The organism is Lysobacter sp. DMC97 (assembly GCF_056313745.1).
This window is the reverse complement of sequence record NZ_JBQUZR010000004.1, coordinates 419,296-443,998: the sequence shown is the minus strand read 5'-3', so window position 1 is coordinate 443,998 and position 24,703 is coordinate 419,296. Positions and strand designations below refer to the sequence as shown.

The 24,703-nt window shown below is 70.2% G+C and carries 26 protein-coding genes; 7 read left to right on the top strand and 19 right to left on the bottom strand.

Going from position 1 to position 24,703, the window contains the following annotated elements:
- Positions 1-149: 149 nt before the first annotated feature.
- From ACT53Q_RS11230 to ACT53Q_RS11200, 7 genes are all read right to left on the bottom strand, one after another.
- The gene (locus ACT53Q_RS11230) at positions 150-2,156 is read right to left on the bottom strand and encodes a M2 family metallopeptidase (RefSeq protein ID WP_476186727.1); all 2,007 of its coding nucleotides are present in this window, start codon (positions 2,154-2,156) and stop codon (positions 150-152) included.
- 107 nt (positions 2,157-2,263) lie between these two features.
- Positions 2,264-2,926, bottom strand: a complete 663-nt coding sequence (locus ACT53Q_RS11225) for a glutathione S-transferase family protein (protein ID WP_476186726.1) — start codon at positions 2,924-2,926, stop codon at positions 2,264-2,266.
- Positions 2,927-2,955: 29 nt separating this feature from the next.
- A complete protein-coding gene (locus ACT53Q_RS11220) occupies positions 2,956-3,477 on the bottom strand; it encodes a hypothetical protein (RefSeq protein ID WP_476186725.1) in 522 nt (173 codons plus the stop codon).
- Positions 3,478-3,492: 15 nt separating this feature from the next.
- Positions 3,493-3,756, bottom strand: a complete 264-nt coding sequence (gene minE / locus ACT53Q_RS11215) for a cell division topological specificity factor MinE (RefSeq protein ID WP_476186724.1) — start codon at positions 3,754-3,756, stop codon at positions 3,493-3,495.
- A gap of 3 nt (positions 3,757-3,759) precedes the next feature.
- Entirely contained in the window at positions 3,760-4,569 is an 810-nt protein-coding gene (gene minD / locus ACT53Q_RS11210; RefSeq protein WP_476186723.1) for a septum site-determining protein MinD, read from the bottom strand.
- 33 nt (positions 4,570-4,602) lie between these two features.
- On the bottom strand, positions 4,603-5,370 hold the full coding sequence (gene minC, locus ACT53Q_RS11205) for a septum site-determining protein MinC (RefSeq protein ID WP_476186722.1): 768 nt from the start codon (positions 5,368-5,370) through the stop codon (positions 4,603-4,605).
- The gene (locus tag ACT53Q_RS11200) at positions 5,367-5,969 is read right to left on the bottom strand and encodes a GNAT family N-acetyltransferase (RefSeq protein WP_476186721.1); all 603 of its coding nucleotides are present in this window, start codon (positions 5,967-5,969) and stop codon (positions 5,367-5,369) included. Before ACT53Q_RS11200 ends, minC begins: the two co-directional genes overlap by 4 nt.
- Positions 5,970-6,151: 182 nt before the next feature.
- Between ACT53Q_RS11200 and ACT53Q_RS11195 the strand changes: the two genes are divergently transcribed.
- The 5 genes from ACT53Q_RS11195 to ACT53Q_RS11175 all read left to right on the top strand — a co-directional run bounded on the left by ACT53Q_RS11195 (position 6,152) and on the right by ACT53Q_RS11175 (position 10,592).
- Entirely contained in the window at positions 6,152-7,378 is a 1,227-nt protein-coding gene (locus tag ACT53Q_RS11195) for a sensor histidine kinase (protein WP_476186720.1), read from the top strand.
- A gap of 106 nt (positions 7,379-7,484) precedes the next feature.
- On the top strand, positions 7,485-8,126 hold the full coding sequence (locus tag ACT53Q_RS11190) for a response regulator (RefSeq protein ID WP_476186719.1): 642 nt from the start codon (positions 7,485-7,487) through the stop codon (positions 8,124-8,126).
- A 245-nt stretch (positions 8,127-8,371) separates the two neighbouring features.
- On the top strand, positions 8,372-9,457 hold the full coding sequence (locus ACT53Q_RS11185) for a polyketide cyclase (protein WP_476186718.1): 1,086 nt from the start codon (positions 8,372-8,374) through the stop codon (positions 9,455-9,457).
- Between the two features lie 93 nt (positions 9,458-9,550).
- Positions 9,551-9,907 carry a DUF423 domain-containing protein gene (locus ACT53Q_RS11180; RefSeq protein WP_476186717.1) on the top strand — a complete coding sequence of 119 codons (357 nt, stop codon included), beginning with the start codon at positions 9,551-9,553 and terminating at the stop codon, positions 9,905-9,907.
- 10 nt (positions 9,908-9,917) lie between these two features.
- Entirely contained in the window at positions 9,918-10,592 is a 675-nt protein-coding gene (locus ACT53Q_RS11175; RefSeq protein WP_476186716.1) for a DNA-3-methyladenine glycosylase family protein, read from the top strand.
- Positions 10,593-10,613: 21 nt separating this feature from the next.
- Here ACT53Q_RS11175 and ACT53Q_RS11170 read toward each other — a convergent pair whose 3' ends face one another.
- The 8 genes from ACT53Q_RS11170 to ACT53Q_RS11135 form a co-directional block, all read right to left on the bottom strand.
- Positions 10,614-11,480, bottom strand: coding sequence for a hypothetical protein (locus tag ACT53Q_RS11170; protein ID WP_476186715.1), 867 nt, complete (start codon positions 11,478-11,480; stop codon positions 10,614-10,616).
- Between the two features lie 148 nt (positions 11,481-11,628).
- Positions 11,629-12,663: an acyltransferase family protein gene (locus tag ACT53Q_RS11165; RefSeq protein ID WP_476186714.1), complete on the bottom strand. Its 1,035-nt coding sequence runs from the start codon at positions 12,661-12,663 to the stop codon at positions 11,629-11,631.
- Complete coding sequence (locus tag ACT53Q_RS11160) at positions 12,660-13,259, bottom strand: hypothetical protein (protein ID WP_476186713.1); 600 nt, start codon at positions 13,257-13,259, stop codon at positions 12,660-12,662. Before ACT53Q_RS11160 ends, ACT53Q_RS11165 begins: the two co-directional genes overlap by 4 nt.
- A 1-nt stretch (position 13,260) precedes the next feature.
- Positions 13,261-14,061, bottom strand: coding sequence for a M15 family metallopeptidase (locus ACT53Q_RS11155; RefSeq protein ID WP_476186712.1), 801 nt, complete (start codon positions 14,059-14,061; stop codon positions 13,261-13,263).
- A 9-nt stretch (positions 14,062-14,070) separates the two neighbouring features.
- The gene (locus ACT53Q_RS11150) at positions 14,071-14,598 is read right to left on the bottom strand and encodes a PH domain-containing protein (protein WP_476186711.1); all 528 of its coding nucleotides are present in this window, start codon (positions 14,596-14,598) and stop codon (positions 14,071-14,073) included.
- Positions 14,599-14,607: 9 nt separating this feature from the next.
- Positions 14,608-16,047, bottom strand: coding sequence for an alpha/beta hydrolase (locus ACT53Q_RS11145; protein ID WP_476186710.1), 1,440 nt, complete (start codon positions 16,045-16,047; stop codon positions 14,608-14,610).
- 55 nt (positions 16,048-16,102) lie between these two features.
- Positions 16,103-16,294, bottom strand: coding sequence for a type II toxin-antitoxin system antitoxin (locus tag ACT53Q_RS11140; RefSeq protein ID WP_476186709.1), 192 nt, complete (start codon positions 16,292-16,294; stop codon positions 16,103-16,105).
- 27 nt (positions 16,295-16,321) lie between these two features.
- Positions 16,322-17,185, bottom strand: coding sequence for an SPFH domain-containing protein (locus ACT53Q_RS11135; protein ID WP_476186708.1), 864 nt, complete (start codon positions 17,183-17,185; stop codon positions 16,322-16,324).
- A gap of 164 nt (positions 17,186-17,349) precedes the next feature.
- Between ACT53Q_RS11135 and purT the strand changes: the two genes are divergently transcribed.
- Both purT and ACT53Q_RS11125 read left to right on the top strand, forming a co-directional pair.
- Entirely contained in the window at positions 17,350-18,564 is a 1,215-nt protein-coding gene (gene purT / locus ACT53Q_RS11130) for a formate-dependent phosphoribosylglycinamide formyltransferase (RefSeq protein ID WP_476186707.1), read from the top strand.
- 39 nt (positions 18,565-18,603) lie between these two features.
- Complete coding sequence (locus ACT53Q_RS11125; RefSeq protein WP_476186706.1) at positions 18,604-18,981, top strand: hypothetical protein; 378 nt, start codon at positions 18,604-18,606, stop codon at positions 18,979-18,981.
- Between the two features lie 9 nt (positions 18,982-18,990).
- On the opposite strand, the gene ACT53Q_RS11120 is transcribed toward ACT53Q_RS11125, so the two are convergent.
- From ACT53Q_RS11120 to ACT53Q_RS11105, 4 genes are all read right to left on the bottom strand, one after another.
- Positions 18,991-21,852, bottom strand: a complete 2,862-nt coding sequence (locus tag ACT53Q_RS11120; protein ID WP_476186705.1) for an EAL domain-containing protein — start codon at positions 21,850-21,852, stop codon at positions 18,991-18,993.
- Positions 21,853-22,021: 169 nt separating this feature from the next.
- A complete protein-coding gene (locus ACT53Q_RS11115; RefSeq protein WP_476186704.1) occupies positions 22,022-23,317 on the bottom strand; it encodes an endonuclease/exonuclease/phosphatase family protein in 1,296 nt (431 codons plus the stop codon).
- Positions 23,314-24,096, bottom strand: coding sequence for an arginyltransferase (locus ACT53Q_RS11110; protein WP_476186703.1), 783 nt, complete (start codon positions 24,094-24,096; stop codon positions 23,314-23,316). Before ACT53Q_RS11110 ends, ACT53Q_RS11115 begins: the two co-directional genes overlap by 4 nt.
- Complete coding sequence (locus ACT53Q_RS11105; protein ID WP_476186702.1) at positions 24,093-24,680, bottom strand: hypothetical protein; 588 nt, start codon at positions 24,678-24,680, stop codon at positions 24,093-24,095. The genes ACT53Q_RS11110 and ACT53Q_RS11105 overlap by 4 nt, the downstream gene beginning before the upstream one ends.
- Positions 24,681-24,703: the final 23 nt, after the last annotated feature.

The window sequence follows — 24,703 nt, the reverse complement described above, 5'->3', positions numbered from 1 at the left end:
TGCAGACTGTACCGCAGCGACCGGGATGCCGAAAGCATCGCGCTGCACGCATGATGCGGAAACGCGACGTCCCCGGTGTTCACACCGGGGACGTCGTCACGCGATGACGTCGGCGTCGTCGATTGCCGGCGTCTATGCCTGCAGGCGGATCAGCCCTTCGCGGACGGCTTCGATGCGGCGGGCGGCGGCACGATCGCGGTCGCCGGCGGCGGCGTCCAGCCGCAGCGCTGGCCTTCGTTCTGCTGCTTCAGCCACTCCTGCAGCGGCGCGAAATATTCCAGCACCGCGGACGCATCCATCTTCTCGCTGCCGGTCATGTCCTTCAGCGTCTTCTGCCACGGCTGGCTGGCGCCCTTGCCCAGCATCGCCCAGTACTTCTGCCCCGCGGCCTTGTTGCCGTAGAAGCTGCACTGGTACAGGGGGCCCTTGTAGCCGGAGGCGTCGCACAGCGCCTTGTAGAACTGGAACTGCAGGATGTGCGAGAGGAAGTAGCGCGTGTACGGCGTGTTGCCCGGCACGTGGTACTTCGCGCCGGCGTCGAAGAATTCCTCGCCGCGCGGCGTCACCGGTGCGACGCCCTGGTACTTCGCCTTCAGTTCCCACCACGCCTGGTTGTAGTGGTCGGGCGTGATCGAGCCGTCGAACACGCCCCAGCGCCAGCGGTCGATCATCAGCCCGAACGGCATGAACGACACCTTCGCCAGCGCCATGCGCATCTGCGCGTTGATCAGCGCGTCGTGCGACGGCTGCTGGCCGTTGACCAGGCCGATCGACTGCAGGTACGCCGGCGTCATGCTCAGCACGATGGTGTCGCCGATGGCTTCGTGGAAGCCGTCGTGCGCGCCAGTCTGGAACAGCGGCGGCTGCTTGTTGTAGGCGAGGTAGTAATAGACGTGGCCGAGTTCGTGGTAGATCGTGGTGAACTCTTCCTCGTTCGGCTTGATGCACATCTTGGTGCGCACGTCGCCGGCCATGTTCATGTCCCACGCGCTGGCGTGGCAGACCACGTCGCGGTCGCGCGGCTTCACGAACTGGCTGTAGCTCCAGTAGGTCTCGGGCAGCTTGGGCATGCCCAGCGAGACGTAGAAATCCTCGGCGCGCTGCGCCATTTCCTTGGCGGTGTCGACCTGCGCCTGGTGGTCGGCCTCGGCCAGCGCGGTGCTGCCGGCGCCGGGGCCGGCCTTCGCGAGTTCCTCGGCGTAGTGGGTCTTGTAGCGCTTCTCCAGCACCGAGGTGATGTCGAGGCTGCCGGCGTCCTGGTAGGGCTCCAGCACGTCCCAGAGGTTGCCCCAGTCCTGCTGCCACATGTTGCCGGTCAGGTGCGCGGGCAGCATGCCGCCGGCGACCGCGCCCTTGTCGACGCCGTACTTCGCCTGCAGGCGGGTGCGGGTGTAGCAGTGCAGTTGTTCGTACAGCGGCTTGACCTGGCCCCAGAGGCGATCGGTCTCGGCGGCGAGTTCCGCCGGCGTCATGTCGTAGCCCGAGCGCCACATCTCGCCGGCGTCGGCGAAGCCCATCTCCTTCGCGCCTTCGTTCACCAGTTCGACGAAGCGCACGTAGTCCTTGCGCATCGGCTGCGAGATGGTGTGCCAGCCCTGCCACGCGTCGAGCTGCGCCTGGTAATCGCGGCTGTGCGCGAGCACGTCGCTGAGCTCGCCGAGGTCGCGGCACACCTTCTTGTCGCCTTCGCCGGTGCAGGACTTGCCGGCGCCGTAGTCGCCTTCCATCTTCGATGCGATGCGGGTGAGTTCCGCGAGCTTCTTCGGATCGTTCGGCGGCGGCATCGCGGTCGACAGCTTCATCAGCAGGATCGAGCGCGCGCTCTCCGGCGACATCTTCTGGCCTTCGAACGGCTTGGCCGCGCGGATCCAGCCGTTGAGCTGGGCGAGGAAGCGTTCGTTTGCCTTCGCCGCGACCAGCTGCGTGTCGTCGTTGATGTAGGTCGACGACACCCACTGCGCCGCGGTGATTTCCGGATAGCCGGCCTTGTATTCGCGGTTGACGCGCGCGACGAGCGCGTCGGCGTCCTGGTCGGCCTCGGCCGGCGCCGTGGTGCCGGCCGCGCCATCGGGCTTCGGCGTGGAACGGTCGCAGGCGGACAGCGCGAGCAGGCTCGCACCGATGGCGAGGGTGAGCAGGGTGGTGCGAGGGGTCACGGGCGATCTCCGGGCCGGTCGGCGTCTGTGCGGCAGGCTAGTCGCGGCGACGGCCTGCCGCAAGGCCGGTCGGGTTCCGGGCAGGGCCCGGCCGGGAGGTCGTGCGCTCAGTGCGCGGCGTGTCGGGCCGGGCGCTCGTGCACGCTGTCGGCTTCCCACGCGAGGAAGTCGGGATCGGACAGCAGCATCTCGCGATATTCGGCGGCCACGCCGGTGCTGGCGACGGCGTAACTGCGCAGCCGGGTGGCGACCGGCACGAAGAAGGCGTCGGCGATGCTGCGGCGGCCGAACAGCCAGGGCCCGTGCGCGCCGTGGCGCTCGCGCAGTTCGCACCAGAGCGCATCGATGCGCGCGAGGCCGCGGCGAGTGTCGTCGGCCCAGGACGGCGGCGCGGGCAGGCGCAGCGCCAGGTTCATGGACAGATCGCGGCGTACCGCGGTGAAACCGGCGTGCATCTCGCACGTGGCCGAACGCGCCTGCGCGCGCAGCAGGGGATCCTCCGGCCACAGCATGCCGGGCGCGACCTGTTCCGCCGCCCATTCGGCGATGGCGAGGCTGTCCCAGATCACCGCGCCGTTCGTGTGCAGCGCAGGCACCGTGCCGGTGGGCGCCACCGCCTTCACTTCGGGGATTTCCTGGTGCCCGTAGCCGGGCTGGTCGAGCCGGATCAACCGTTCCTCGAACGGAATGCCGCCCCAGCGCAGCACCAGCCACGGCCGCAGCGACCAGGACGACAGCGTCTTGTTGCCGATGTAGAGCACGTGGGCCATGGCGTGGACTCCGGTGGACTGCGATGGATTCAGGGCGCGGCCGGTGCACCGCCGGTCAGGCCCGCGAGATGCGGCAGTTCGTGCAGGAACTGGGCGGCATCCTCGGCATCGCGCTCGAACCACGCGCGCGCCGAACCGAGGCGGAAGGTGTAGCCCCACGCATCCATGTCCGCCAGCGCGCGATCGAGCCCGAAGCCGGGCAGGGTGTCGGCGAGCAGCAGTTGCAGGTAGCAGGTGGCGTCTTCCTCGAACACCGAATCGCTGGCGTCGGTGTGGACGCGCCAGCGCAGCGACGGCGGGATGACGATCACGTGGCAGGCTTCATGCAGCAGCGAATGCAGCGGCGTGTCGCCGCGCGCGAAGACGGTGCTGGCGATGATGCCGGCCTCGGTGTCGCCCCAGAAGCTGCCGGGGATCGGCGCACCGTCGGCGACGCGCTCGAAGCGCAGGCCGTAGCGGGCGAGCAGGGCGACGACATCGGCTTCGTCGATGTCGCGCAGGCGCAGGACAGCCGGCGCTTCGGGCGGTGTGGAAACCGGGACGGCGGCCATGGCGAGGGGCGCCCGTCAGTCCGCGGCCGGACGGTCTTCCGGCAGCGCGACCGAGATGTCCAGCACGTCGTGGTCGCCGTCCTTCGCCATTTCCACCTTCACCGCGTCGACGTCGACGCTGACGTACTTGCGGATCACTTCCAGCAGCTCGCGCTGCAGCAGCGGCAGGTAGTCCGGCGCGCCGCGGTGCGTGCGCTCCTGCGCGACGATGATGCGCAGGCGCTCCTTGGCGATCGACGCGGTGTTCTTCTTGGGCTTGAGGAAGTCGAAGAGAGCCATGTCTCAGCCTCCGAACAGCTTGCTGAAGAACCCCTTCTTCTCGTACTGGGTGAAGCGCATCGGCCGGTCCTCGCCGAGCAGGCGGGCGACGGCATCGTCGTAGGCCTGGCCGGCGTTCGACTCGGCATCGAGGATGACCGGTTCGCCCTTGTTGGACGCGTTGAGCACGTCGCCGGACTCGGGGATCACGCCGATCGTCTTCAGGCCCAGCACGTCCTCGACGTCCTTGATGCTCAGCATCTCGCCGGTCTCGACGCGGGCGGGGCTGTAGCGGGTGAGCAGCAGCGATTCCTTCACGCGCTCGCCGGCTTCGGCGCGCTTCGTCTTCGAGGCGAGCAGGCCGAGGATGCGGTCGGAGTCGCGCACCGAGGACACTTCCGGATTGACCACCACCACCGCCTGGTCGGCGAAGTACATGGCCAGGAACGCGCCCTTCTCGATGCCCGCGGGCGAGTCGCAGAGGATGATGTCGAAACCGTCGTCGGACAGTTCCTTCAGCACCTTCTCCACGCCTTCCTTCGTGAGCGCGTCCTTGTCGCGGGTCTGCGACGCGGCCAGCACGAAGAGGTTCTCGAAGCGCTTGTCCTTGATCAGCGCCTGCTTGAGCGACGCTTCGCCGTGGATGACGTTGACGAAGTCGTACACGACCCGGCGCTCGCAGCCCATGATCAGGTCGAGGTTGCGCAGGCCCACGTCGAAGTCGATGACCGCGACCTTCTTGCCGCGGCGCGCGAATCCGCACGCGAGGCTCGCGCTGCTGGTGGTCTTGCCGACGCCCCCCTTGCCCGACGTGACGACGATGATTTCTGCCAAGGTCTATTCTCCCGATGCGTGATGGGCCGCGGCTCAGGCGAGCGCGGCGATGTGGATCTGTCCGTTCTCCAGCCAGACCTGCGCGGGCTTGCCGCGCACGTCGGCCGGAATGTCCTCCATGACCTTGTAGTGTCCTGCGATCGCGACGAGTTCGGCGTGGAACTCGCGGCAGAAGATGCGCGCCTTCGCGTTGTCGCGGGCGCCGGCGAGGGCGCGGCCGCGCAGCGCGCCGTAGACGTGGATGCTGCCGTCGGCGATCACCTCGGCGCCGGCACCGACGGTGCCCAGCACGGTGAGGTCGCGCTGTTCGGCGTAGATCTGCTGTCCGGAGCGGATCGGCGCAGTGTGCAGCATGCCGGGTTCGGACACTGCGGCGGCGGGCGCAGCCGACGGTGCCGGCGCGGCAGCCTGCTTCGCCGCGGGGGCTGCGGCCGGAGCTTCGGCGGCGCCGGATTCGTACTGCGCGCGGAACTTGGCCAGCAGCGGCAGGCCGAGTTCGATCGCCAGTTTCTCGTTGTCGGTGCTGCCGTAAGCCAGGCCGACCGGGATCGCGCCCGCGTCGCGCAGGGCCTCGATCAGCGCGCGGGCGGTGGCGGCGTCGGGCGTGCCCGGCAGGCCGCCGAAGTCCACGATCACCGCGGCGCGTTCGAACAGTTTCGGCGCGCGGGCCACGCGGTCGCGCATTTCCGCGCCCAGCCGGGCGACGTCGAGCGTGCGCACGCGGAGGTTGGCGATGCCGACCTGGCCGATCTTGAGGTCGCCGGCCAGTTCGTAGTTCGGAGTCGCCGGGGACGCGCTCATGCCGGGGCGTCCGTGGCGACCGGATGGCGCGGGGCGATCAGCCAGGGTTCGTCCGGCAGGGCGTCGCCGTAGGTCTCGTGCACCCACGGATAGCTGCACAGGTCCTTCATCAGCATCGCCGCGCGCAGGCCGGTCTCGGGCATGACCTGCTGGCCGACCTCGCGGAAGCCGAAACTGCCGTGGAACAGCAGCGCCGGGTCGGGCAGGGTGACGTCGCGGGCGGTGTCGAGGAACACCTCGCAGGCCAACTGCGGGTAGCGCAGTTCGGCGTAGCTCTGGGCATCGGCGTAGAACATGCGGCCGAGACCGCCGCCGCGGCGGCGGCTGGCGACCACGATGCGGTCGATGTAGAAGAAATTCGAATAGCGGCTGCCGAACCAGCGGAAGTTGCTGGAATCATGCTCGGCATGGCTGCCGACGCCGATCAGGAAGCCGGCGAAGGTTCCGTCGCGCTCGGCGACGCGGAAGTATTCCGCGGTGTCGTAAAAATGACGCAGACGGGCGTGATCGAAGGGCAGGATCGTGGGGCCGGCGGCATTGTTCAGGGCAAGTACGGAATCCAGCTCGTGCTCGCGCACGTCGCGGATGACAATCGACATTCCTCGGGGCTCCGGCGAAGGATGGCGCGGGCAGGGGGGCGACTGCGCCGATCAGGCAGGCAATTATCGCATGCCGGCCGGGAGGGGGCGACCTCGGCCATGTGCCGGTCCGGGCCGCTGCGACCGGCCGGGCATGACTTCCGGTGGGGTGCAGCACGAGGCCAAGCGCCTACACTGCGGCCATGTTCGCCCGCCTCGACCACAGTCGCCTGCTCAGCTATTCCGGCCTCTTCACCTGGGCGGCGGTCGGCGTGCCGCTGCTCTACACGTGGGTGATGCCGATGCTGGCGCAGTCGGACGAGCCGCTGCCGCTGCTGGCCATGCCCTGGCAGGGCTGGGTGGCCTATGCGGTGTTCGGTGCCGCCTACGCCTGGCTGGCCCGGGGGCTCGGCCTCCGCCGTCCCGGCCCGCTGGACTACCTGCTGTTGCTGATCCTGACCCCGGCGGCGATCAGCCTCGGCTACTACAGCCAGAGCGGCCTCGGCAGCATGCTGCTGATGGTCGCGGCCTCGGCGCTGCCGTGGCTGCTGTCGCTGCGGCTGGGCGTGGCCTGGCTGATCCTCAGCCAGCTGGCGGTGGTTCCGGTGTTCATGCGCCGCGACCTGACCGCGCTGGAAGCGGTGATGCAGGCCCTGCTGTACGCCGGGTTCGCCGGGTTCGTGTACGCCACCAGCATGGTCGCGCGCCAGCAGGCGCAGGCCCGCGAGGAGCAGCGCCGGCTGAATTCGGAGTTGCGCGCCACCCGGGCGCTGCTGGCCGAAAGCGTCCGCGTCAACGAACGCACCCGCATCTCCCGGGAACTGCACGATCTTCTCGGCCACCACCTGACCGCGCTCAGCCTCAACCTGGAAGTGGCCAACCACCTGGTCGACGGCAAGGCCCAGGAGCACGTGTCGCAGGCGCACACGCTCGCCAAGCTGCTGCTCAGCGACGTCCGCGAGGCGGTCAGCCGCATCCGCGACAGCGACGACATCGACATGGCCGCCACGCTGCTGCCGCTGGCCGACAACGTGCCCGGCCTGCGCATCGACATGCACCTGCCGCAGCCGTTCCTGCTGGACGACCCTGAACGTGCCCACGTCCTGCTGCGCTGCACCCAGGAAATCATCACCAACGTGGTGCGCCACGCCCAGGCGACGACCCTGACCCTCGACTACCGCTGGCAGGATGACGGCGTCCGGCTGGAGGCCCGCGACGACGGTCGCGGCGCCGAAGCCCCGGCGGCGGGCAACGGCCTGCGCGGCATGCGCGAACGGCTGGCGGCCCACGGCGGGCGGCTGGACATCGAGACCCGCAACGGCGGCGGCTTCGGGCTGAGCCTGCACCTGCCGGTCGCCCGCGGCAGCGAGGGCCCGGGGCACGGCCGTGTCCTGCCGTCGTCCCCGCTTCCGGTCGCGAGGGCGTCATGACCGTGCCCGTGCCTGTTCCCATGCCTGTTCCCGTTTCTTCCTTCGCTCCGGCCCGGACGCCCGGCGCGTGCATCCCTGTCCGCACTTCCAGGACCCAGGAATCCCCATGATCCGCGTTTGTCTGGTCGACGATCAGACCCTGGTGCGCCAGGGCATCCGCTCCCTGCTGGCGCTGGCCGAGGGCATCGAAGTGGTGGCCGAGGCCGCCGACGGCCGCCAGGCGGTCGAACTGATCCCGCAGATCCGCCCCGACGTGGTGCTGATGGACATGCGCATGCCGGCGATGTCCGGCCTGGAGGCCCTGCAGGCCCTCGCCCGCGCCGACCAGTTGCCCCCGACCATCATCCTGACCACCTTCGACGACGACCAACTGGTCCTCGCCGGCATGAAGGCCGGCGCCAAGGGCTACCTGCTCAAGGACGTGTCGCTGGAACAGCTCGTCGGGGCGATCCAGGCCGTCGCCGGCGGCGGTTCGCTGGTGCAGCCGGCGGTGACCCAGCGCCTGCTGTCCGGGCTGGAGCACATGCGCAACGAGTTCGTCAGCCTCGACCGCCCGGACCCGCTGACCGACCGCGAGACTGAGATCCTGCGCCTGATGGCCTCCGGCTTCTCCAACAAGGAGATCGCCAATTCGCTGGGCGTGGCCGAGGGCACGATCAAGAACCATGTCTCGAACATCCTGTCCAAGCTCGGTGTGCGCGACCGCACCCGCGCCGTGCTCAAGGCCTTCGAGCTGCAGCTGATCTGATCGACGGGAGGGCCGCCCGGTCCGTCCGGGCTTCGTCCCTTCCGATGCGCGCGTGATGCTCGGGGAAGCCCGGTCGTCCGGCCGGGTCGCGCGTCTGCCTGCCCGCATGCGCCCGCCGTCCGTCGGTGCGGGCACCGGCAGGGCATCGCGGCGGCGGGGGTTCACCCTCGCCCGGCACCGGACTTCCCTGCTACGATTCGGGTCTTGCCCGTCGTCAGCGGGTATTGGTCCCGGAGAGCCCCTGAATGACCCGTCTGCTCGAGATCCTGATTTCCCTCGCGATCGTCGCCGCGCTGTTCCTGATCGTCGGCGTCGTGCTGCCTTCCAATCGTTTCATCGTCGAGAAGGTCGAAACGAACCGGAAGGCGACGATCGTCTTCGACACGCTGAACAGTTTCAGCCGTTTCAAGGATTGGAACGCGATCCCGCTGCGCGACCCGAAGATGGAGATGCGCGTCTCCGGCCCGACCTCGGGCGTGGGCGCCGAGTTCCACTACAACTCGAAGAAGTCCGAAGTGGGCGAGGGCACCTGGAAGATCACCGAGAGCGTGCCGAACGAGCACATCGTGATCCAGGTCGACAATGACCGCTTCGGCACCGACAAGCGCACCGAGTTCAAGCTCAAGCCGACGGGCCAGAACAATCGCAACGTCGAGATCACCCAGACCTACAAGGTCAACTACGGCTGGAACCTGATCGGCCGTTTCGCCGGCCTGTACGTCGGCAGCCAGGTGGGCGACGACATGAAGTTCGGCCTGGCCAAGCTCGGCAACATGCTGGCCTCGATCCCGAACGTCGACTACACCTCCTACGGCGAGCGCCTCACCGGCCTGTCCGTGGTCGACGTGCCGGCCGAGAACCTGCTGTACGTCAACGCCGGCAGCCAGAAGTTCGACGACGCGACGGTCGAGCAGTCGATGCGCGCCAACATGGAGTGGATCAACCGCGCGCTGGCCGCCAACGGCCTGACCGCTGCCGGTCCGATGCGCATCGTGACCAGCGAGCAGGGCCGCGACACGTACACCTTCGACGTCGCCCTGCCGGTGCGCCGCACGGCCGACGCCGCGGGTACCCCGGCGGCCGAACTGACCGGCCTGACCTTTGCCGGCGGCAGCCCGGTGAAGTACCAGCACGTGCCGGCGCACCGTGCCGTGACCGCGAAGTTCGTGGGCTACATCCACGAGATCGAAGGCCTGCACAACGCGCTGCGCGCCTGGTCGGCGCCGCGCGGCTACGAAGTCACCGACCGTCCGTACGAGGTCTACGACAGCGGCATCGAAGGCGCCTTCACCGAAGACGGCAAGTTCACCGCCTTCTGGGCCATCCGCTGATCGGGACACGGTCGGAAACATGACGGTCCGAAACATGGTGATCGTCCCCGAAGCGCCGCGTCATGCGGCGCTTCGCGTTTGCGGGGTGTCCGCATGACCTTCGATCCATCGCCGCGCCTGTTCGTCGTCTTCGGTGCGCTCTGCGCTGCCTTCGGCGTCGCGCTGTCGGCGTACGCGGCGCATGCCGTGCAGGGTGTCGCCGCGGCGCAGCTGTCGACCGCGGCGCTGTTCGCGTTGCTGCACGGCATCGCGCTGGCGGCGCTCGCGCCGGTCACGCCGCGGCGCATCGGCCGCTTCGCGCTGGCGATGCTGGCGCTGGGCACGCTGCTGTTCTCCGGCTCGCTGGTCGCCCACCACGCGTTCGCGCTGCCGACCCGGCTCGCGCCGGTCGGCGGCTCCCTGCAGATCGCCGGCTGGCTGCTCTACGCCGTCGGCGCGCTGCGTCGCTGAGGGTTCCGCCATGCCACGTCATGCCCGCGGATTCGATGTCGACGCCGCCCGCGAACACCTCGCCCGGCGCGATCGCAAGCTCGGCACGTGGATGAAGAAGATCGGCCCGATCGCGGCCGATCCGCGCTGGCGCAAGCCGTTCGATCCGGTCGATGCGCTGGCGCGGGCGATCCTCTACCAGCAGCTCAGTGGCAAGGCCGCGGCCACGATCGTCGGCCGGGTCGAGACCGCGATCGCGAGCGACCGTTTCCACTGCGACACGCTGGCGCGCTGCGACGACGCGACGCTGCGCGCCTGCGGCGTGTCGGGCAACAAGCTGCTCGCGCTGCGCGACCTGGCGCAGCGTGAAGCGCGCGGCGAGATCCCCGACCTGCGGCGGATGTCGACGATGGCCGACGACGCCATCGTCGCCGCGCTGGTGCCGGTGCGCGGCATCGGCCGCTGGACGGTCGAGATGATGCTGATGTTCCGGCTCGGTCGTCCCGACGTGCTGCCGGTGGACGACCTCGGCGTGCGCAAGGGCGCGCAGCGCGTGGACAAGGCCGAAGAGATGCCCACGCCGAAGGCACTGCTCGAACGCGGCGAACGCTGGGGCCCGTACCGCACCTACGCCAGTTTCTACCTCTGGCGCATCGCCGATTTCGCCGCGCAGGCGAAGACGCCGACGAAGCGTTCGCAGGACTGAGCCCGCGCGCGGGCCGCGGCATCAGCCCGCGAAGCGACGGCCGATCGCGCCCCATTCGGCGAGGTAGTGCTTCAGTTTCTTGCGCCTGAAATAGCGCGCCGACAGCGCGTGCGTGTCGGTGTCCGCGATGTCGTAGCCCAGCGCTTCGGCGACCTCGATCGTGTCCGGGTACTGCAGCGCCTTGCGCCAGTCGTCGGGCCAGGTGCGGTAGCGGTACTGGTCGGTGCGTCGTTCGCGCAGCGAGCCCAGTTCCGGCTGGTGCGGCAGGCCACAGAATTCGGCGAGCGCGTGCAGGGCATCGGGTTCGGGCGCGAACAGCGCTTCGTACGATGTCGCATGCCAGGCGATGTCCGGGCGTTTGCGATGCAGATCGATCGCGTACCGGTGCAGCTCGGTCCACCAGAACAGGCATTTCTCGTAGCCCGAGAGTTCGGGCCAGCGCAATTGCAGCGCTGGGCGCAGGCAGCCGCCGTCGAACGGTGTCAGCGCGGCGTCGCGGATCCAGTCGTCGCGATCGTAGACCTGGTGCGTCGCCATCGAGAACGCGCTCGTCACCGGATGCCGTGTGAGATGGACGATGCACAGGCGACCGTCGAGTGCTTCATGCAGCCACGGCAGCGCCGCGAAGCATGGCCAGCCCGCTTCGAAGTACGGGCCGTGTTCGAGCCGCGCGCGGATGTGCGCGACGTGCGCGGCGACCTCGGGCAGGTCGCCGAGCGCGGCGAGCCCGTGGTTCGATGCACGGAAGAAACGGCGTGGCCGGTAACCGGCCTTCAGCGGCTCGTGCGTGGCTTCGACGCGATCGCCGTAGCAGGTCTGCATGGCGTCGTGCAGCCACTGCGTGCCGCATCGGCCGGTCGAGAGCACGAAGATGGCGTCGTGTTGCATGCGCGGGTTCTCCGGACGGAGGAGCCCTCTTCAACGCATGCGGCGACGCCGTGGTTGACGTCGACGTTCACTCGGGATTCGCTGTTCGAGACGGAAGTTGCCTGTTCGTGCATCCTGCATGCAGGCGTTGCAACCTGCATGGCCTGGATCAGGCCTTTCGCATGCGCGTGAAGCGTTTTCGCTTCCAGTCGAGCGCAGGGCGTTCGACCAGCCACCACGATGCGGCCGCGCAGGCCAGCGCCAGCGCAGTCGCGGCGATCGTGTTCGCGACCGGCGTGATCGCCCCGGCGAGCAGCGCGAGCTGCTGCATCGGCCAGCCGTAGAGATACAGGCCGTAGGACAGGTCGTGGCGGCCGGTCGATGGCAGCCATCGCGGCAGGAACGCGAGGCAGAACGTGCCGTAGGCGACGGTCGCGAAGTACGCGGGCACGAACCACGGCGTGCCGCGCGTCGCGGCGGCGATCACCAGCAGCGGCAGCCACGCCCACCACGTCAGCACGAGGCGCGCGCGCCACACCCACAGCAGCGTGCCGGTGATGAAGAACGCGGTGACCCAGATCAGGTAGGCGAGATGTTCGGGCAACGGCGCATGCCGCCACGCGAACACGCCTGCGCCCGCGAGCGCGACCGCCCATGCGAGCGCGTAGCGCCACGGCTTCAGCATGCCGAGCAGGCCCGCGAACAGCAGCGCGAGGTACAGCCGGCCTTCGATCGGCAGTGTCCACAGCGAACCGTTGACGGCGGTGCGCGGCAGCGTCTCGAACACGCCCGGCAGCCAGAATTCCGCGCGCCACAGCGTCGCGTTGCCGGCGAGGAAGCGCCACGTCGTGGCGTCGCGCCAGTAGCCGGGCGACGTCGTCAGCAGCGGGCCGAGCACGCATACGGTCAGCAGCGTGCAGACGATCAGCGCGGGATAGATGCGCAGCGCGCGGGCGAGCAGGAATTCGCGCCAGCCGTGGCGCTCGAAGCTCGCCGCGACCAGGAAGCCGCTGATCACGAAGAACACGTCGACCGCGAATGCGCCGGCGGAGCGGGTGAGCGTGAGGTGGGCGAACGGATCGTTGCCCGGCGTGCCGGTGATCGCCCAGGCGTGGCTCCAGATCACCATCCATGCCGCGACCAGGCGGATGACGTTGAAGTGGTTGCGGCCGCCGGCCCAGGCGTCCGCCAGCGTCGGCCTCATGGTGCGGGGGCGTCGGGCAGCAGTTCGACGGTCGTGGCGATGCGCAGCACGCGGTCGTTGTCGGGATCGTCCACCGTGGCCTCGATGCGGTAACTGCCGTCGGCATCGGTGGGGTCGAACGTGATCTGCAACTCCTGCGGGGACAATTGCGTCGCCGTGTCGGGCGCGGCCGGCATGCCGGCCGCGACGGGTTCGTCGTTGATCGCGGTGTGCGTCTTGCCGGCGGGATCGGTGATGCGCACGTCCAGGCGGGCGGCGCACGGCACCTTGCGGGCGAGGATGTCGGCGGCGTCGGCGCCTTTCGGCGCGCAGCCGCCGTAGAAGATCAGCACCGCGACGGGCTGGCCGCGACGCACGCGGCCGGTGGTTTCGAGATGCGGCGCGTGGTCGGCGGTGGTCGATCGCCACTCTTCGCGGAAGCGGGCGGCTTCCTCCGCCGTCGCGGTCTGGATCATCGCGCGCAGGCCGCCCGCGATGCCGACGGTCTCGTCCGCGGGGACGTCCTTCGACTTGAGCGCTTCCTTCGCGGCGCACGGGCCGACGGTCAGGAACAACGCGAAGGCCGCGAGCGTCGCGGCGTGGCGCAGGTGGGTCATGTCAGGCGATTCCGTCGTGGCGCCAGTGCCACGGCTCGTACACGATGCCGTGCGGATTGTCACGCGGATAGCTCATCGTGAAGCCGTGTTCGCCGGCGTGGGTCTGCAGCCAGTCGAAGGCGGCGGTGTGTTCGAAACTTTCCTCGGCCGGCGGTTCGCCCGGCGTGCCGATGTCCAGCGCGCGGCCGCCGTGGTGTTCGCTGAAGCCGGGCGCGGCGTTGACGGTGAGGATCGCGTCGACGCCCAGCCCGCGCGCGCGCTTCCGCGCGAAGATGCCGAGCTGGTAGTCGTGGCTGCGGTAGCCGGAGATCGCATCGAGCATGACGCCGTCGGCGTGCGCGGCGACGCGCAGGCGCGCCCATGCGCGCGCGGCCTCGGGATGCAGCCACAGCGGGCGGCGATAGCGATCGAAGCCGGCGAACACGAGCCATGCCGGTTCCGGCACCAGCGGCAGGCCGCTGCGCGCGGCGTAGTCGTCGGCGTCGAGTCCCAGCATGTCGAGACGTTCGCGCAGCGCATGCAGCGGCAGCGGCGCGGGATCGCGCGCACCGGCGTGCGGCAGCGGCGCGTCGATCGCGTCGAGCGCATCGTCGATCCGTGGCTCGCGCATCCAGCGCGGCGTCAGTGCCTGCCAGCCTTCCGGCAGCGCCGCGGCCAGATAGCGGCCGTCGCGCTTGCGCCGCAGCACCCAGCGCGCGCGGGCGACGAGGCGGGCGTCGTGGTTTGCGCGCGCGCCCAGCAGCCAGGCCGGCCAGGCCTCGACGGCGGCGGTGTTGAGCAGGACGCGGGGGGCGGGGCGCATCGGCGCAGCTTAGCGCCGGCCCGGCCGCTCCGTCACGGCGCGCAGGGCGTCGAGCAGCGCCTGCGGGCGTTCGAGGCTGAGCAGCAGCCGGCGCCCGGAGCGTTCGGGCAGGAGCAGGACCTTCGTGCGCGCGGTGATCAGCAGGAAGGCCTTGCCGCGGTCGCGCAGGCGGAAGTGGCCGGCCTGGTAGCCGGGCATCGCCGTGCCGAAGGTCTTGAGCATCGGCTTCAGCGTGGGCTCGCCGGCGAGGTCGACGATGCGCGCGGCGTCGAGGTCGAGCGTCGCGACCTCGACCGCAAGCCGGTGCAGGCCGGCGCCGACGCGCAGCGTGTGGCCGTCCAGCGCCACGCGGTTGCGGGTGGTCGACCAGAACACGGGGCCGAGCACCAGGGCCATCACGATGGCGCCGATCCACAGCGCGGGCTGTTCGCGCGCGAGCAGCACGAACGGCAGGCAGGCGGCGGCCATCGCGATGCCGGCGACGAGGACGACACCGCGCGGATCGGGCGCGACGACGTTGAATTCGCGGATCGACATGGCGATCGCCTACTGCGGCTTCTTCTTCGGCGCGGCCGGCACGGTCGCGCGGATCCACGCGGCGATGTCGTCGATCAGCGCCGGCGCGACGTGGCCGGGCGTCTCGTAGTCCTTCACGCTGCCTTCGCCCGGGATCGCGAGGTGGGTGAGGTCGTCGTAGAGCTTGAACGTCGCCCGCGGATCGTCGTGGAAGGCGTTGCGCCAGCCCTGCCAGTCGGCGTCGACCACCTGCAGGTCGTTGCCGCCCTGCAGGAACAGCAGCGGCTGCTTCGTCGCGTGCGCTTCGGCGACGGGATCGACGGCCTCGATCGTGCGCCAGTACGACGCCGGCACGCCCATTGGTGCGTCGGCACCGGTGACGTCGTCGCCGCGGCGCACCGCCGCGATCTGCGCGGCGATCTTCGCGATCGCCGCGGCTTCGGCGTCGCTGGTGCGGCCGTCGTCGAGCACGGCCATGCGCTTGTTCTGTTCGAGCAGCAGGTCCAGCACCGGCCGCGAGGGTGCCGCCAGCAGGATCAGGCCGGCGATCTTCGGATCGCGGGCGCCGATGCGCGGTGCCATCAGGCCGCCCTGGCTGTGGCCGAGGACGAAGATGCGCTTCGGGTCGATGTCGGCGCGGGCGCGCAGCATCGCCACGGCCTGCACGGCGTCGTCGGTGGTTTCGCGGTCGATGGTGCCGCCGTCGGCGAACTGTTCGGGATGCGCCTTCGTGCGCTTCTCGTAGCGCAGCACCGCGATGCCGCGCTCGGCGAGGCCGCGGGCGAGGTCGAGGAAGGGTCTGTTGGGGCCGACGGTTTCGTCGCGATCGTGCGGGCCGGAACCGTGGACGAGCACGACGACCGGCAGCCGGCCCTTTTCCAGCGGCAGCGCCAGCGTCGCCGGCAGCGCGTCGGCGCCTTCGCCGACCGCCACGTCGATCTCGCGGTAATGCGCGTCCGCGGGCGGCGGCGGGGCGGGAACGGGCGCGGCGGCCGCGGGACGCATCAGGAAGCCGGAGATGCGGCCGTCCGCTTCGAATGCCAGGCTGGCGTCGAGCGTGGCGCGTTCGAAGCGCAGCGGCACGACCACGATGCGGGTGCCGCCGCGCTCGGCGCTGCGCGGCTCGCCGCGGCCCTTCGACGCTCCCAACTGCGAGGGCAGCGCGGTCCACAGCTGCTTCAACTGGTCCGCGCTCACCGCGGCTGCCATCGTGGCATCGAAGCGGGCATGCACGCCGGCGAAATCGCCGGCATCCATCGCGTCGAGCACCGATTGCGCGGCGGCGACGGGATCGACGGCAGCGGGATCGACGGCCGCGGCGGTCGCCGGTGCCGCGTCTGCAGGCGGCGGCGTCTGCGCGAAGGCCACGGACGACGCGCCGGCGCCGAGGGCGATCGCGAGGGCGGCGGACAGGGCCGCGCGGCCGGCGAGGCGGCGCTGGCGTTCGGAAGGACGGAGGCGGTGATTCATTGCAGTGTCCCGGGCGGACCGCAGCGCAGGCCGCGGTCGAGGAGGGGCGCGTCGTTCAGTCGGACGCGGAAGTGTCGTCGGATGGGGGCGGCGGAGCGGACGGCAGACGCCCTGACTTGCGCAAGGCGTCGCGCAGCACGTATTCGATCTGGGCGTTGAGACTGCGCAGTTCGTCGTCGGCCCAGCGCTGTGCCGCCGAGAGGATCTCGGCGTTGATGCGCAGCGGATAGGCCTTCTTCTCGGACATGGCGCGATGTCTGCTTGATGCGGGGGATCAGTACAGCGAACCGGTGTTCACGATCGGCTGGGTGGCGCGTTCGCCGCAGAGCACGACCAGCAGGTTGCTGACCATCTGCGCCTTGCGCTCCTCGTCCAGATGGACCACGCCATTCTTCTGCAGTTCGGCGAGGGCCATTTCGACCATGCCCACGGCACCGGCGACGATGCGGGTGCGCGCGGCGATGATCGCATTCGCCTGCTGGCGCTGCAGCATCGCCTGGGCGATCTCCGGCGCGTACGCGAGGTGGCTGATGCGCGCGTCGAGCACCTGCACGCCGGCGTCGGCGAGGCGTTCCTGCAGTTCCTTCTGCAGATGGTGGCCGACCTCGGTGGCGTGGCTGCGCAGCGCGAGCTGGCCGTCCTCGTGCTGGTCGTACGGATAGCTGGTCGCCATCGCGCGCACCGCGGATTCCGACTGGATGTGCACGAAGCTCTCGTAGTCGTCGACGTTGTAGACGGCCTCGGCGCTGTCCACCACCTGCCAGACGATGACCGCGGCGATCTCGATCGGGCTGCCGTCCAGTTCGTTGACCTTGAGCTTGCTGCTCTCGAAGTTGCGCACGCGCAGCGAGACCTTCTTCTTGCCGTAGAAGGGGCTGTTCCAGCGCAGGCCGCCGTCCTTCACGGTGCCGACGTACTTGCCGAACAGGTTCAGCACCGCGGCCTGGTTGGGCTCGACCTTGTAGAGGCCGAACATCAGGAAGAAGCCGACGACCAGCAGGGCGACGCCGGCGAGGGCGAGGGTGCCGCCGTTGCCGTCGGCGGCGGAGGCGACCAGCCAGGCACCCAGGAACATCAGCACCAGCAGGAACAGCAGCACCGGGATGCCCGGGAGCGATTGCGAGGGATTTTCTTTCATGGCGGCACTCGAAGGTGGCGGGCGGGTGAATGCATATGTGATATCAAAAAGATATCAATCGACGCAAGCGGCTCCGGACGAACGGCGAGACGTGCCGACCGGGATTCCGCAAGTGTCTGATTTACAATGACCGCCTCCTCCGCGCATCCCCACGAGCCCCACCCATGACTTCTCCGTCCGCGCCGGTGTTCGGCACCCCCTCGTCTCCGTCCGCCCTCCGGGTGCTGCTGCTGGGCTCGGGCGAACTGGGCAAGGAAGTCGCGATCGAACTGCAGCGCTTCGGCTGCGAGGTGATCGCCGCCGACCGCTACGCCGACGCGCCGGCGATGCAGGTCGCGCACCGCAGCCACGTGCTCAACATGCTCGACGGCGACGCCCTGCGCGCGCTGATCGCCGAGGAACGCCCGGCGCTGATCGTCCCCGAGATCGAGGCCATCCACACCGAGACTTTGGTCCAGCTGGAGCACGAATTCGCCGGTCGCGGCACGCACACGCGGATCGTGCCGACCGCCCGCGCCGCGCGGCTGACGATGGATCGCGAAGGCATCCGCCGGCTCGCCGCCGAGACGCTGGGGCTGGCGACCTCGCCGTACCGCTTCGTCGACACGCGCGACGACTACCGCGCGGCGGTGGCGGAGATCGGCCTGCCATGCGTGGTGAAGCCGGTGATGTCGTCCTCGGGCAAGGGCCAGAGCCTCGTGCGCACCGCCGACGACGTCGACCGCGCCTGGGACTACGCCCAGACCGGCGGCCGCGCCGGCGCCGGCCGCGTGATCGTCGAGGGCTTCATCGACTTCGACTACGAGATCACGCTGCTGACCGTGCGCCACGCCGGCGGCACCGACTTCTGCGACCCGATCGGCCACCTGCAGCGCGACGGCGACTACCGCGAGAGCTGGCAGCCGCAGCCGATGACGAAGACTGCACTCGAACGCGCGCAGGCCATCGCGAAGATCATCACCGACGACCTCGGCGGCTGGGGCCTGTTCGGCGTCGAACTGTTCGTGAAGGGCGACGACGTGTGGTTCTCGGAAGTCTCGCCGCGGCCGCACGACACCGGCCTGGTGACGCTGGTCTCGCAGGACCTCAGCGAGTTCGCGCTGCATGCGCGCGCGATCCTCGGCCTGCCGATCCCCGCGATCCGCCAGTACGGCCCGTCGGCGTCGTGCGCGGTGCTGGCGCACGGCCACGGCGTGCCGGAATTCGAGGGCGTCGCCGATGCCCTGCGTGAACCCGACACCGCGCTGCGGCTGTTCGGCAAGCCGAAGGTCGAGGGCCACCGCCGCGTCGGCGTGACCCTCGCCCTCGGTGCGGACATCGACGCCGCCCGCGCGCAGGCGCGCGCGTCGGCCGAAGCGCTGACGATCACCTTGCGGTAACGTGCCGGTTTTCCCGACCCCGAGGCGGACGATCGCGCCATGAACGACACCAACGGCTACGCCGTGTTCTTCTTTCCGCAGGCGCTCGACGCGCTGGGCGAGGCGATCAAGCCCTTCCTGCAGGACGGGCCGGCGGGGCCGCACGTCGCCTGTGCCACGGTGGACACCGGCGGCGCCTTCATCGAGATGACGCTCGAGGGCCGCACGCCCGAGGGCGCCGCGGTCGCGCTGGACCTGATGGTGCCCAGCGGCATGGTGCGGATGATCGTGTCGACCCAGAACGAGGCGGCGTTCGGCTTCGGCATCCGCGGGCCGGTGGAACATGCATTGCCGGTGGTCGGTCCGACCGCCGAACCCGCGGGCGCGCCACCCGACGCGCTGCCGTCCACGGCCACCGTGCCGCCGGCGAACGGCTGACGCCGCGCCTCAACCGCCGGTCTGTCGCCGGCGTCCGCCCGCGTTGCGGCGGGCGATGGGGCCGGGCACGCCCAGCAGGAAGCCCTGGCCGTACTCGCAGCCTTCCTCCAGCAGGATCCGGCGCTGGCTTTCGGTCTCGATGCCCTCGGCGATGGTGTCGATGCCGAGCGTGCGCGCCATCGCCAGGATCGCGCGCACCAGCGCCAGGCTCTCGTTGCCGGCTTCGCCTTCCAGCCCGGCGATGAAGCTGTGGTCGATCTTCAGGCCGCGGATCGGGAAGCGGTGCAGGTACGACAGCGCCGAGAAGCCGGTGCCGAAATCGTCGAGCAGCGCGGCGATGCCGTGGCCGCGCAGTTCGCGCAGCACGCGCAGCGCACGCGCGGCGTCCTCGATCAGCGCGACCTCGGTGATCTCGATGCGCAGCCGGCTCGGATCCTGGTGCGACTCGTCGAGCATCCGCAGCAGCCGGTCGCTGAAGTTGTCCGAGAGGAAATGCCGCGGCGAGACGTTGATCGAGACGTAACGGTCGGGGTATTCGCTCATCGAGGCGATGACGTGGGCGTACATCAGCCAGTCGACCTGCTCGATCAGCGTGCCGTCCTCGCCCACGCCGATGAATTCCGACGGCAGCAGCAGGCCGCGGCGCTCGTGGTTCCAGCGCACCAGCGCCTCGTAGCCCACGCCGTGGCCGTCCCTCAGGCGCAGGATCGGCTGGAAATACGGCTCGAACGCGTCGTGCATGATCGCGCGGCGCAGGTCCGCTTCCAGGTCGAGCAGGCGCATCGCCTCGGCGCGCATCTCCTCGTCGAACACTTCGCTGCGGTTGCGGCCCAGGCGCTTGGCGCGGTACATGGCGGCGTCGGCGTCGCGCAGCAGTTCCTCGCTGCGGCGATAGCGCGGATGCCACAGCGTGATGCCGATGCTGGCCGACGGGAAGATCTCGCGGCCCTCGATCCACAGCGGCTGCCCCAGCACGCGCAGGATGCCGGCGGCGTAGCGTTCGGCCTCGGCGTCGTTGGCGATGTCCTCGGCCAGCACCGCGAACTCGTCGCCACCGAGCCGGGACACCAGGTCGCCGCGCCCGATCGCCTGCGAGATGCGGCGGCTGGATTCCACCAGCAGTTCGTCGCCGGCGACGTGGCCGACGCTGTCGTTGATCAGCTTGAAGCGGTCGATGTCGAGGAACATGACCGCGAACGGGCGGCCGTCGGGCTCCGAGGCGCGGGCGATCGCGTCGTCGAGGCGTTCCTGCAACTGGGTGCGGTTGGGCAGCCCGGTCAGCGCATCGTGGCGCGCCTGGTGGCGCAGGCGCTGCTCGGCGCGCAGGCGCTCGGCGATCTGTTCGCGCAGCTCGCGGTTGGCCTCGGCCAGTTCGCGCGTGCGCGTTTCCACCCGCGTCTCCAGCTCGGCGTGCGCGGCGACCAGGCGGTCCTGCGCGCGCTTGCGCGCGAGCGCGGCGTCGACGTGGTGGCCGACGAAGGTCAGCAGTTCCTGGTCGCGCTCGGCGAAACGATGCGCCGGGTTGTAGCTCTGCACGCTGATCACGCCCTGCGGCGTGCCATCGCGGGTGAGCGGCACGCCGAGCCAGCAGCAGGCCAGCGGCCCGAAGCTGCTGACCAGGCCTCGCTGCTCCAGGGCCTGGATCCGCGCCCGGTCGGCCAGCAGCGGCAGCCCGGTCTCGATCACGTATTCGGTGAGGCCCTTGGCGCGCTGGCGATCGCGGTTCGGGCGCTTGTCGACTTCGTCCGCGGCGTAGGGGAACTCGATCCGCTGGCCGTCGGCGCTGAGGAAGGCGATGTAGAAGTTGCGGGCATAGAGCAACTCGCCCACGATCGAATGCAGGTCGGCGTAGAACCGTTCGAGGCTTTCGGCGCTGGTCGACAGCTCGGTGATGCGGAACAGCGCCTGCTGCAGTTTCTCGCCGCGCTGGCGCTCCTGCACTTCGGCCTGGAGTTCGAGGTTGGCGTGCTCCAGCGCCTGCGTGCGCTGCTTGACCCGGCGTTCCAGTTCGACCTGCGCGGTCTTGCGGTCCAGCGCGGTCTGGATGTGCATCGCCACGTAATCGAGCAGGGCGCGCTCTTCGTTGGCATAGCGCTGCGCGTGCTCGTAGTCCTGCACGACGATCGCGCCGCAGACCTGGCCGTCGCGCAGCAGCGGCACGCCCAGCCAGTCCTCGCTCATCGGGCCGCCGGCGTATTCGTCGTCGGGGATCTCCAGCCGTTCGATGATCTCGCGCGGGGCGCCCAACAGCGGCCGGCCGTGCTGCAGCAGCGCGGCGGTCAGGCTGTGCATGGTGTGGTCGACGGAGAATTCCGTGTCCGGGTCGGGATCGAACGCGTCGCGGCTGTCGGCGAAATACAGATAGCGGATGGTCCGGTGGCGCTCGTCGTACTGGACGATGTAGAAATTCTCCGCCGGCATCAGTTCGCCGACCACGCGGTGGATGCGCGCCAGCATCTCGCCCATCTCCAGGCCCGAGCCGGCGAGATCGGAGATTTCGTACAGCGCCTTCTGCAGGCGCTTGGATTTCTCCAGGGTCACGATGCGGACGTCGGCTTCGGCCAGCCGCAGCGCCACGATCACCATGTCGCGCGCGATCCCGAACCAGGCGTCGAGCGACCCGTCGTCGGGCGGCGGCGTGGGGAAGGCGACGCCCAGCGACAGCCGGTGATCGTCGTCGTCGTGGCGGCGGATCAGCCCGCCAGGCACCTGGTCCACGTAGGCACCATCGTCCAGCCGGGCGAGCACGGCCCGGTGCAGGACGTCGTCGCCTGCACCGTTGTGCGCGCTGCCGGAACCGAGCCGGGCGTGGCGCCAGGCGATGGCCACCTGGGCGCCTGCGGGCAGCGTGTTCGTGAGCGAGGCCAGCACGTTGCGTGCAGCCTCGTCCGCGGTCAGAGCTCCCCCGACTCCGCCTCCGGCCCCGACCGTCGCATCGGGATGGTCAGGAATCATGCCGGAAGCATATACCCGATTCCGCAGGGGCAACAACGAACGCCGAAGGGCGCCGCACCCGTTGTCACGTTGGTATCGATGACGTCTATCGCGCCGGCGTTTCGGCCATCAGATCGAGCCACACCGGGTGATGGTCCGACGCCTTCGCCGCAGCGGCGTACGGGTCGTCCGACGTCGGCCAGTCCACGCCGCTGGCGACGACGAGCAGGCCGACCGAAGGCAGCACGTAGTCCAGGCGCAGGTTGCCGACCTTCGGGCCGAAATCGCCGGTGTCCTCGGCCGGGTCGCCGCGCTGGCCGACGTTGCCCTGTCCGGTCAGTCGCGCGGCTTCGGCGGCCCCCGCGCTGCGCGGCGCGGGCGCCTGCAGCACGCGCGGATGCCGCAGCAGGGCGAGGATCGCGTCGTGGCGGCCGTCGCCGTCGACCGGATCGTTGTTCATGTCGCCGGCGATGACGAAACGCTCGCCCGCCGGCAGGCCGCCGCAGCGGCCGGCGTCGTCGCACAGCCAGGCGCGGTCGGCCGGTGCGTCGTCGAGATACGCGCGCCACAGCGCGAGTTCGTCCGCGTTGCGCGCGCCGTTGCGGTCCTCGGGGCCGTCGAACACCGGCGGCGTCGGATGCGCGACCAGGAAGTGCAGTCGGCCCAGCGGCGTGTCGACCGGCACGTCCCAGTGCGACTTCGACGACAGCCGCAGCGCGTTCCACACCGCATCGGGATGGAAGAACTTCCGCGCGCGCGGGTCGACCGGGCGGGAGGCGTCGGGCATCGCGCTCCACTTCAGCAACTGGAACGTGCGCACCGCGGCGGTGTCGATCGGATATTTCGATAGCACCAGCATGCCGTACTGGCCGGGATGCAGGCCGAAGCCCCAGGCGTCGTCGCCGCGTGCGCGGCCGTCGGTGGCGACGCGGCCGTTGCCGTCCAGATCCAGCCCGCTGGGCACGCCGGTGTTCACCGGCGCGAGGTAGCGATACGGATAGTGCAGCGGCGACAGGCCCGGGCCCTGCGCGTGTTCGAGATAGCCACGCTGGAACAGGTCGGCGGCGCGGCCTGCGGCGTCGTAGTCGAATTCGTTGAGCAGCACGAGGTCGGGATGCACGCGCTGCAGCATCGCGGCGACCGCGCGCGCCGACGGATCGTCGTGTTCGAGCCGGCGGATCAGGCCGCCGTTGGCATCGTCGTTGAGCGAGGTGTTGTACGTGGCCACGCGCAGCGGCGCGCCGGCGTTCGCGGCGGCCTCGGCTTCGTCGGAGGTGTCGTGCGGCACGGCGGCACGCCCGGGATCGCCGTGGATCTTCACCTGCACGCAGCCGGTGAGCGTGGTCGCCATCGCGACCGTGCAGAGCAGGGCGAGCGGACGAAACGGGGAACGCGAGGTCATGGCGGGTCTCCGGACATGGGCGACCAGCCGTGCCCGTCGTAGGCTTCCAGCGGCCGGTAGCGGCGTTTGTAGTCCATCTTGCGATGGCCGTCGATCCAGTATCCGAGGTAGAGATGACGCTTGCCGTCGCGGCGCGCCCAGGCGATCTGCTGCAGGATCGCGAACGTGCCGAGGCCGCGCGCCTCCTCGTCGGGATCGTAGAAGGTGTAGACCGCCGACAGTCCCTCGGGCGCGACGTCGGTCACCGCCACCGCCAGCAGCCGGCCCGGACCGGCCGGCGTGGGGTGCGTGCGGATCTCGAGGAACCGGCCCTGGCCCCAGGTGCCGATCAGGAACTGGTCGAACTCGGCGACGCCGTGGTCGTCCATGCCGCCGCCGGGATGGCGCGCGGACAGGTAGCGGCGGTACAGCGCGAAGTGTTCGTCGCGGCGTTCGTTCGGGCAGATCCGGGTGTCGAGGTCGGCATTGCGCGCGAGGCAGCGGCGCTGGCTGCGATCGGGGCGGAAGTCGTCGACGGGGATGCGCACCGCGACGCAGGCGCGGCAGTGGCGGCAATGCGGGCGGTAGATGAGGTTGCCGGAGCGGCGGAAGCCCCAGCTCAGCGCCAGCGGATAGAACGTGCCGAGGCGCGGATCGCCCGGATCGAACACCAGATCGCGCGCCTCGCGCTCCGGCCAGTAGCCGCAGGGATGGTCGGGCGTGTGGAACAGCCGCAGCGGCGCATCGTCGTCGCGCGCCGGATCGCGGCCTTCGGATTCGGCGTCGCCGTGCGTGCTCATGTCGGCAGCGCCCCCGCCAGTGCGCCGTGCGCGAGGCCCGCCGCCGCACCGGCCAGCGTGCCCGCGACCAGATCGCGCGGCCGGTGGCGCGCGAGCCGCAGCCGCGACCAGCCGATCAGCGCGGCGAACGCCAGGCCCGCGACGAGCACCATCGTGCCCGACGGCCGCAGCAGCACCGCCGCGAACACCGCGAAAGCGACGTGCAGCGACAGCGTCCAGACGCGTGCGGTCAGCAGCGCGAGCGCGATCAGGGCCGCGCCGAGCGCCAGAGCGAGGGCCGTGATCGCATCGTGCGCGATGCCCCACGCCACCAGCGCCGCGATCGACAGTCCGACCAGCAGGCCGCGGTTGAGGTCGCGGCGTTCGCCCGGCGCACTGGCATCGACATGCGCCCAGCGTCCGCTGCGCACGCGACGCCACGAGGCGAACATCACCACCACGCCGACCGCCAGCGCGCCGGCGGCGATGCGCAGCGCACCGGCCGGATCGTGGCGTTGCAGCGCCGTCGTCAGCGCCAGCGCAGCCGGCAGCGTCGCCAGCGGATGGCCGAGGATCGAGACGCTGCGGGCGAAGGCACGGGACATGCCATCAGCATACCCGCTGCGCG